This is a genomic window from Clostridium sp. AM34-11AC, assembly GCF_003435375.1.
In the GTDB taxonomy this organism is placed as follows: Bacteria; Bacillota; Clostridia; order Lachnospirales; family Lachnospiraceae; genus Pilosibacter; species Pilosibacter fragilis.
Window position 1 is genome coordinate 105,397 of sequence record NZ_QWGL01000008.1, and the last position, 8,452, is coordinate 113,848.

Genomic DNA, 8,452 nt, shown 5'->3' on the forward strand with positions numbered 1-8,452 from the left:
ATTCGGTGCTGCTCTGGGGCATTTTCTATTTGTACGATAAAATTACACTTCCTGCACCGTGATCCCCGGTACAGCCATCAGGGAGTAGTTCGTGTGATACACAACGAAACCGGGAGCAGCGCCGGGAACTTTTTTCAGATTCTTTCTCTGGATATAATCAACTTCCACCTTCTCGTTCCCCCGTCCCTTGGAGTAATAGGCAGCCAGCGCTCCGGCTTCCTCAAAGACGCGGTCAGGCAGCTCCTTTCCCTCGGTCTTTACGATCACGTGGGAACCCGGGATCCCCTTTGCGTGAAACCACCAGTCACCGCCGTTGGCAAACTTGAAGTCGAGTTCTTCGTTCTGGTAGTTGTTTTTTCCGACATAGATATGGAATCCGTCGCTGGAAAGGTAGTGGAACGGGCGGCTTGTGATCTTTACCTTTTTTCCTCCGGTATAATGGCGTTTGATATAGCCGTATTCCGTAAGCTCTTCCTTGATCTGTACAAGATCCTCCTCCAGCCTTGCGATATCCATGGAGGTACTGATGGATTCCAGATGGTCGATCTCCGCCTTTGTCTGCGCGAGCTGTTCCGTGACGGCCTCGTAGGTCCGTTTTTGTTTATTGTACTTATCGAAATACCGCTTTGCGTTCTCCTGGGCTGTCATCGTCGGATCCAGAGGGATCGTAATTTCTGCATTGTCGTAATAATTTAAACATTTGAAACTTTTTTCACCGCCGGAGAGACCATATCCGTAGGTATTCAATAGTTCTCCGTAGATCCGGTATTTTTCCCGTTTTTCGGTATCTTTGAGCTGCTTTGTCTGAAGATCCAGCTTTCTCACACTGCGCTCCAGTGCATTGGAGATGATCTTTCTAAGATCCGTGGACTTCTGGTGGATCCGTGATACCGTATTTTTTTCCGCGTAGTACCGCTCGAGGAGCTCACTGATGGAATCAAACTTCACAGTCCTGTAATTTCCGCCTTCCATCATCGTCAGCGGGACAGCGGCAAATTCGATGGGTTTTTCTCCCTCGTAGATAATATTCGGGGTGAAATTGCCCTCGCGGATATCGTCCATGATCCAGTTGAACGCGTGGAAGAGGTGGGTGAGTTCCGCGTCGGAAAATTCTTTTGCGGAGATATCCCCGTCTAAGGATGCCAGATGGCAGATCTCAGCGGCAACCACGGGACTTAAGCCGGTAAGATCCATGTAGAGCGCTTTGGAAAGATTCTGCGGTGTGCTGTGCAGAAGCTCTTTAAATTCCGTTTCCGTGATCGTAAGCGGATTCTTCTTCTCACCGGAGTGGGGGATAAAATAATCTCTTCCCGGGAGGACTTCCCGGACAGAGCTTACCTGAGCCGAGATATGTTTGATGCTGTCTAAGATCACGTTATTCTCATCGCAGAAGATGATATTGCTGTGTTTTCCCATGAGCTCGATCACGATGAACTTTCTTCTGAGGTCGCCCATCTCATCAAGATGCTCCACCTCGATCCGGACGATCCGCTCCAGCCCCGGCTGGGTGACAGAGATAATCCTGCCATTTGCGATATGCTTTCTTAAGAGCATACAGAAGTTCGGGGCCGTCATCGGGCTCGGTTTATTGTTTGCCGTAAAATAGAGAAGCGGGAGACTGGCGTTGGCTGAGACGAGCAGCCGCACGTTCTCCCGGTTTCCTTTTATCGTAAAAAGTAATTCGTCCTTTTCCGGCTGGGCGATCTTTGAGATCCTGCCGGAGACGATCTTATCGTTCAGATCGCGGACCAGATTCGCGATCACAATTCCGTCAAATGCCATTGTTGTGGTGGTTCCTTTCTGACAACAGCTCCGTCTGAAATGTCAAAAACCGTGACTGTGGAATCTGCTGTCTCTATATAGATTTTGTGTAACTGTTCAGTAGGTCTGCGCACTTGCTGCGCTGACCGTAAGAAAACATAGGCTGGAGGGCAAAAATCCCATCAGCGAAGCTGATCTGGAATGGATTTTTGCGTGTAACTATGAAGGTACTGAATAGTTACGATTTTGTACAAAATATGGAATGCCGGACAAGGAAGGAGATAAGGCCTTAACCGATTTCCGGTGGAACATTATCCGGCAAAGTTTTCCTTAAAAATCTTCTCGATCGCGGATGTCAGTTCCGCCACGGAATGTGTCCGGCTTCTGGAGCACTCTCTCGCAGGGCGTCCGCAGAGCAGACAGGTTCGGCCCGGTTTTCCGATATCGCTCCGTGCGATCTTTTTTCCATCCCGTCCGATGATGTCGATATCGTAAAGACGTCCAAGCTTTGACGCATCCTCCAACGGCACCAGCAGGCGCTTTACATCAAGGGCATCCGCGTCCACGCATAAGAATGCCTCCGGACCTGTTCGATCCAGGATCAGACTGCGCTTTAAGACCGGGATACCGGAATCGGATAACGCCTGTAAGATCTCCTTCAGCGCAAGAGCAAAGGCCTCCGGTATATAGGGCAGGACCTTCACCGGTCCCGGAATATTCAGGGTGAAGGAGACGAGAACTCCGGGATATTCCGCGAGAAGTTTCTCCTGTACCCAGACACGTCGCTCTCTGGCATTGAGCATATCTGGCAGTTCTGCCTCCGCACCGATAAACTGTTTTAATTCTTCTTTTTCTGTATCACTCAATAAAAAATGTTCCATAAAAACCTCGAATTCTGAAAATACGGAGACTCCGTGCAGGATCCGTTAAGTGTTTTTGGCCGGATTGCGGAGCGCATGCAGGATCTCAAGAAATCCCTTCATATATTTTGTCAGATACATGTCCTTCCGGTAGCAGGCATAAAAGTGCCGCGGGTTCTCTACACCGAGGATCGGATAGGAAAAGTAAGGGGATTCCGCGGAGTTAGAGGTATCCACATAGGCGTCCGGACACGCCATAACAACAGGGCTCGACGCTACTACATGTTTTCCGATCTCAATGCTGATCGTCTCAAGATCGATCTTCGGCTTCATATCTCTTGTGATGAAGAGAGCGTCCTGAATCGACCGGACGGAGTGTCCGGGGCGGCTGGAGACAAAGGTCTCATCCTTTGCCTCTAAAATATCGATAGGCGTTCCGGGCCGGATCCGTTTTGCGAGTGCGCAGTCTCTGTTCACGATGAGAACGAGCTCTTCCTCCTGGATCAGGTCATAATATAGATCCGCATGCTTCGGAAACGTGGTCAGGAGTGCGATTCCGACCTCCCCCTCCAGAACACTTTTTTCCATCGTCGCGGACCCCTGCTCGTGAAGCTCGATCTCCACATGGGGGAATCGTTTTTTAAAACGCGGATATAATTCCGGTAAAAGCTCCATGCCGCGCTGAACAGAGATACCAAGACGGATCTTTCCGAATTCCTCATTACTGAGTTCTTCCACCTGCTTTACAAGATTCGTGGAGATCGTTGTGACCTGTCTTGCTGCTTCCACATAGAGCTGTCCCGCGGGCGTCAGGGTGATCGGATCGGTAGAACGGTTAAAGATCGGAGCGCCGAGATTGCTTTCTGCCGTCTTTATGATCTGGCTCAAAGAGGGCTGGGAGACATAGAGCTTCTTTGCCGCATTCGTAAAGCTGCCTTCTTTTAAGACGGTCAGTACGTACTGCATATGTTTTTCATTCATGTGGGGCACTCCTTTCCAGAACCGGAACGATACGGGATCGTTTGCGTCCCTATATTTTAACATATCTTCCTTAAAAATTCAACGCACGGAAAAAGACACGTATCTCCCCATAAGAATTCTCCTATATTCCCCATAGACGGATATGTATTGGATTAAAAAAAATACAAGTGATATAGTAAAGCCATTGAAAGTTATAGAACTAAGGCAGGAAACAAAAGTGATTTTGTGTATCCTGCATAAAAAGAAAAACGGAAGGTCCGGCAGGCGGGATATACATAGGAATGACAACAGCGGACCATGCGGCCGCCTGAAAAATGGCTGCCGACCGTGAATGATCACAGGAGGGGATTAAATGGAAATCAAGAAGACAGCCATGGCCGGCACACTGGAATCCAGCGATGCCCAGGTCACTGTTGAACCGGGCGATGGAACGATCGAGCTCACCATCGAGAGCAGCGTGATCCATCAGTACGGCAGACAGATCAGAAAAGTCACATTAGAGACGCTGGACCGTCTCGGTGTTGACAACGCGAAGGTCACGATCTTCGATAAGGGAGCTCTCGACTGTACCTTAAAGGCGAGAGTTGAGTGTGCGGTCTACCGTTCCAACGGCATCACCGAAAATCTTCCGTGGGGAGGTGTCATCAAATAATGCATCCGAATAAAAAACGCTTAAGAAGATCCATGATGTTTTTAAACTGCCAGAAACCGGGTCTCATCAAGGATCCGTATATCTATAAACCGGACTCCATCATGTTGGACCTTGAGGACGCAGTTGCCGAGAACCAGAAGGACGCAGCGAGATATTCCTTATATCATGCACTTCAGGAGATCGATTACCGCGGTGTTGAGAGAGTCGTAAGAATCAATGGTCTTGATACCCCGCACTGGAAAGAGGATATCCGTGTCTGTGTTGCCGGAGGTGCTGATACGATCCGTATCGCAAAGACCGAGACAGCACAGGATGTTAAGACCGTTGAGGAGCATGTCCTTGCGGCAGAGAAAGAGTTTGGACGCCCGGAGGGAAGCACGCTCTTAATGGCAGCCTTAGAGTCCTGCAAAGGTGTTTTAAATGCCTTGGAGGTATGTCAGTCTTCTGACAGACTTATCGGAATCGCTTTATCCGGCGGAGATTACACAAAGGACCTCCAGACAACGATCACAGGAACCGGAGTGGAGCTCATGGGAGCGAGACAGCACATGATCATGGCGGCGAGAGCGGCAGGCGTTCAGTGCTGGGATACAGTGTTCACAAACCTTGACGACATGGAAGGTTTCGAGAATGAGACAAGAATGATCAAGATGATGGGCTTCGACGGAAAGTCTCTCGTAAACCCGAGACAGATCGCCATCGTCCATAAGGTCTTCACACCGTCGGAAAAAGAGATCATCTTTGCGGAGAAGGTTGTCCGCGAGATCGATGACAAGAAGGCAAAGGGAATCGGAGTCTTCACCGTTGACGGAAAGATGATCGACATCGCATTCTACGACGGAGCAAAGAGAACACTCGCCATGGCGAAAGCAGCAGGCGTTTATAAGGGGGATTTATAAGATGATCAATGCAGTTGGAAGAGAAATTCCCGAAGAGGTCTTAAAAGCAACAGGCAAGGAGCCGTTTAAGGGTGTCTATGCCTACGATAATTACGAATATACAAAGGCGGCTCCGACCGTCCGTACATTAAACGATCCGACAAGAAGCAAGCTTGTCGAGAACATTCATGATGCCCTCGTAAAATGCGGCATTAAGGACGGCATGGTCCTTTCCTTCCACCATCATTTCCGTGAGGGTGACTATGTGGTAAATATGGTCATGGAAGAGGTCCATAAGATGGGCATCAAGGACATCACGATCTGTGCAAGCTCCTTAGGAAAAGCTCACGATCCGATCGTTCCGTACATTGAGGATGGCACCATCACAGGAATCCAGTCCTCCGGTGTCCGCGGAAAGATCGGTGAGGCGATCTCCACAGGACGGTTAAAAAACCTTGCGATCATGCGCTCCCACGGCGGACGCGTCCGCGCCATCGAGTCCGGCGAAGTCCATATCGATATCGCCTTCATCGGCGCTCCGACATGTGATGAGTACGGAAACATGCGCGCAAACGGCGGAAAGAGTGATTGCGGTGTCTTATCTTATGCGATGGTCGATGCCCAGTATGCAGATAAGGTTGTTGCCGTGACAGACTGTCTCGTTCCGTTCCCGAACATTCCGGCAAGCATCTCCATGGTAGATGTGGATTACGTTTGTGTCGTAGATGAGATTGGAAATCCGGCAAAGATCGCGACAGGTGCTGCAAAACCGACGACGGATGTCAGAAAGATCATGATGGCGGATTACTGCACAAAGTTTGTTGTCAATACCCCATATTTTAAGGAAGGTTTCTCCTACCAGACAGGTGTCGGCGGAGCTTCCATCGCCTCCACGATCTCCCTCGGAAAGATCATGGAAGAGAGAGGCATCCATATGGGACTTGGCCTCGGCGGAATCACAACTCCGATGTGTGAGCTGTTGGCGAAAGGCCTCGTAAATAAGCTCGTTGATACCCAGGATTTCGATCAGGGTGCCATCGAGTCCATCAAGACAAATCCGAACCACTTCGAGATCTCTGCGTCCGAGTACGCGAACCCGTTCAACAAGGGCGCTTATGTCAATAAGCTGGATTTCGTGATCCTTGCATCTCTTGAGGTTGACGTAAACTTTAACTGTAACGTCGTTGTCGGTTCCGACGGCATGATCACAGGTGCCCAGGGCGGACATCCGGATACGGCAGCAGGAGCGAAGTGTACGATCGTCATTGCTCCGCTGCTTCAGGGAAGAATCCCGGCAATCTGTACAAATGTTACGACTGTTACAACACCGGGTGAGTCTGTTGACGTGGTAATCACAGACTACGGAATCGCCATCAACCCGAGAAGACAGGACCTCATCGAGTGCATGAAGGATGTTGATCTTCCGTTCTGTACGATCGAGGAGCTTCGTGACAAGGCATACGCCATGGTCGGAACACCGGATCCGGTACAGTTTGATGACCGCATTGTCGGTGTCATCGAGGCACGTGACGGCACCATCATTGATGTAGTCAGAAAGATCAAGGATTATGAGTTTACAACAGATGTAGAGTGACTCAGAGAGCGATCTGTCAGCTTGCTCTGACTGGAAAGCGTAGGGGAACACTTTGCAGCCTGTGGAACATCGGCCGGAAGCTTCAGATTCCGGCCGGACAAATAATAATAGTATAGGGGATCACATATATGTCAGAATTAACAGTAGGTATATTGGGGTTTGTCTGTATCGTTGCGATCGTTATAACCCTTTTTAAGAGCAAGACCATGCCAAGTATGGCATTTATCATTTTCCCGTCGATCCTTGGTCTCATTCTTGTCCTTGGTGGATATTATACCATCGGAGAGATCGGAGATCTGATCAAAGGCGGATTTAAAAGCACAGGCCCGACCGCAGCACTGTTTGTGTTCTCTGTCCTGTTCTTCGGAATCATGACAGATGCCGGTATGTTTGATGTAATTATCGACAAGCTTATGAAGTTCGTCGGTGACAATGTGATCGGTGTGACCGTCATGACAGCGGTTATTGCCCTGATCGGTCATCTTGACGGCGGTGGAGCATCCACATTCCTGATCGTTGTCCCGTCCATGCTTCCGGTCTACAAAAAGATGCACATGAGACCGACAACACTCCTTCGCGTAGCCGTTCTTGCAATGGGTGTATTAAACCTGATGCCATGGGCCGGTCCGACCATGCGTGCAGCATCCGTACTCGGTATGGAAGCAGGACAGCTCTGGGGCGGTCTGATCCCGATCCAGATCTTTGGAATCATTCTCTGCCTGGCACATGCGGTGTTTGCAGGTATTCAGGAGAAAAAAAGAGGCGCCGGTCTGAACGGAAAGCTTGCAATGGAAGCAGCTTCTGAGGACGCTGCAGAAGAAGTACAGCATCAGAAGGACGAGAATGAGTACGCAAGACCGAAGCTTTTCGCTTTCAATATCTGCCTGACCATCGCAGTTATCGCTATGCTTGTATGGGATCAGTTCCCAAGCTATTTCCCGTTCATGCTCGGTGTAGCGGCAGCTCTTCTTGTAAATTATACACCGATCAAGCTTCAGAAGAAGATGATCAACCGTCATGCAGGTCCGGCACTTATGATGTGTTCCACTCTGATGGGCGCTGCAGTCCTTATGGGTGTCCTTGTATATGGCTTTAACGCAAGCGGTGCCGCTGCGATCGCAAAGCCGGGCGTAGAGATGATGAAGACCTCCGTTGTATCCAACATGGCCAGCATCATTTCCATGATCCTCCCAGCAGCACTTGGACAGCACTTACCGCTTGTGATCGGTATCCTTTCCGTTCCGCTTGCACTTTGCTTTGATACCGATTCCTATTTCTATGGAATGCTTCCGGTCATGATCGCAATCGGTGCTTCCTTCGGAGTTGAGGCATTCCCGATCGCCGTTGCAATGGTTGTTTGCCGTAACTGCGCAACCTTCATCAGCCCGATGGTACCGGCAACTCTGCTTGGTATCGGACTTGCCGATGTGGACATCAAGGATCACATCAAGTCCAGCTTCAGTTATGTATGGATCTTCTCGATCCTTTGCATGCTGTTTGCAGTACTGATCGGAATCCTTCCGTTATAAACGACAATTTTCTTGAATTCAGATAGAATTGAGCGGCCGCTCTTCTTACCCCACAGACGGCTGCAAACTACCCTCTTTTCAAACACCCCGGAGCTTCGATCGGATCTCCGGGGTGTTTTCCTGTTCATAAGGTCCCCGTTCATAAATCTTTTGATTTACCACGAAAAACGCATGAGTAAATAAATTGTGAACATGCC

General features: G+C 49.6%; 7 protein-coding genes. 4 read left to right on the plus strand and 3 right to left on the minus strand.

Annotation, left to right across the window (positions count from 1 at the left end):
* Positions 1 to 42 precede the first annotated feature (42 nt).
* The 3 genes from DW826_RS07330 to DW826_RS07340 all read right to left on the minus strand — a co-directional run bounded on the left by DW826_RS07330 (position 43) and on the right by DW826_RS07340 (position 3,602).
* A complete protein-coding gene (locus DW826_RS07330) occupies positions 43 to 1,782 on the minus strand; it encodes an NFACT RNA binding domain-containing protein (protein ID WP_117552421.1) in 1,740 nt (579 codons plus the stop codon).
* Positions 1,783 to 2,072: 290 nt separating this feature from the next.
* Positions 2,073 to 2,642, minus strand: coding sequence for a citrate lyase holo-[acyl-carrier protein] synthase (gene citX, locus DW826_RS07335; RefSeq protein WP_117552422.1), 570 nt, complete (start codon positions 2,640 to 2,642; stop codon positions 2,073 to 2,075).
* A 45-nt stretch (positions 2,643 to 2,687) separates the two neighbouring features.
* Positions 2,688 to 3,602 carry a LysR family transcriptional regulator gene (locus tag DW826_RS07340; protein ID WP_117483666.1) on the minus strand — a complete coding sequence of 305 codons (915 nt, stop codon included), beginning with the start codon at positions 3,600 to 3,602 and terminating at the stop codon, positions 2,688 to 2,690.
* Between the two features lie 352 nt (positions 3,603 to 3,954).
* On the opposite strand from DW826_RS07340, the gene citD reads away from it, so the two are divergent.
* The 4 genes from citD (at position 3,955) to DW826_RS07360 (ending at position 8,255) form a co-directional block, all read left to right on the plus strand.
* Complete coding sequence (citD, locus tag DW826_RS07345) at positions 3,955 to 4,254, plus strand: citrate lyase acyl carrier protein (protein WP_015554593.1); 300 nt, start codon at positions 3,955 to 3,957, stop codon at positions 4,252 to 4,254.
* Positions 4,254 to 5,153, plus strand: a complete 900-nt coding sequence (locus DW826_RS07350) for an aldolase/citrate lyase family protein (protein ID WP_021904969.1) — start codon at positions 4,254 to 4,256, stop codon at positions 5,151 to 5,153. Before citD ends, DW826_RS07350 begins: the two co-directional genes overlap by 1 nt.
* 1 nt (position 5,154) lies before the next feature.
* Entirely contained in the window at positions 5,155 to 6,726 is a 1,572-nt protein-coding gene (gene citF, locus DW826_RS07355) for a citrate lyase subunit alpha (protein WP_021904970.1), read from the plus strand.
* A 128-nt stretch (positions 6,727 to 6,854) separates the two neighbouring features.
* Complete coding sequence (locus tag DW826_RS07360) at positions 6,855 to 8,255, plus strand: citrate:proton symporter (RefSeq protein ID WP_117552423.1); 1,401 nt, start codon at positions 6,855 to 6,857, stop codon at positions 8,253 to 8,255.
* Positions 8,256 to 8,452 lie beyond the last annotated feature (197 nt).

Excerpts from the sequence above, each read along its gene's own strand:
- citD (WP_015554593.1), top strand. The coding sequence starts at position 3,955 with ATGGAAATCAAGAAGACAGCCATGGCCGGCACACTGGAATCCAGCGAT.
- DW826_RS07350 (WP_021904969.1), top strand. The coding sequence starts at position 4,254 with ATGCATCCGAATAAAAAACGCTTAAGAAGATCCATGATGTTTTTAAAC.
- citF (WP_021904970.1), top strand. The coding sequence starts at position 5,155 with ATGATCAATGCAGTTGGAAGAGAAATTCCCGAAGAGGTCTTAAAAGCA.
- citX (WP_117552422.1), bottom strand. The coding sequence starts at position 2,642 with ATGGAACATTTTTTATTGAGTGATACAGAAAAAGAAGAATTAAAACAG.
- DW826_RS07330 (WP_117552421.1), bottom strand. The coding sequence starts at position 1,782 with ATGGCATTTGACGGAATTGTGATCGCGAATCTGGTCCGCGATCTGAAC.
- DW826_RS07340 (WP_117483666.1), bottom strand. The coding sequence starts at position 3,602 with ATGAATGAAAAACATATGCAGTACGTACTGACCGTCTTAAAAGAAGGC.
- DW826_RS07360 (WP_117552423.1), top strand. The coding sequence starts at position 6,855 with ATGTCAGAATTAACAGTAGGTATATTGGGGTTTGTCTGTATCGTTGCG.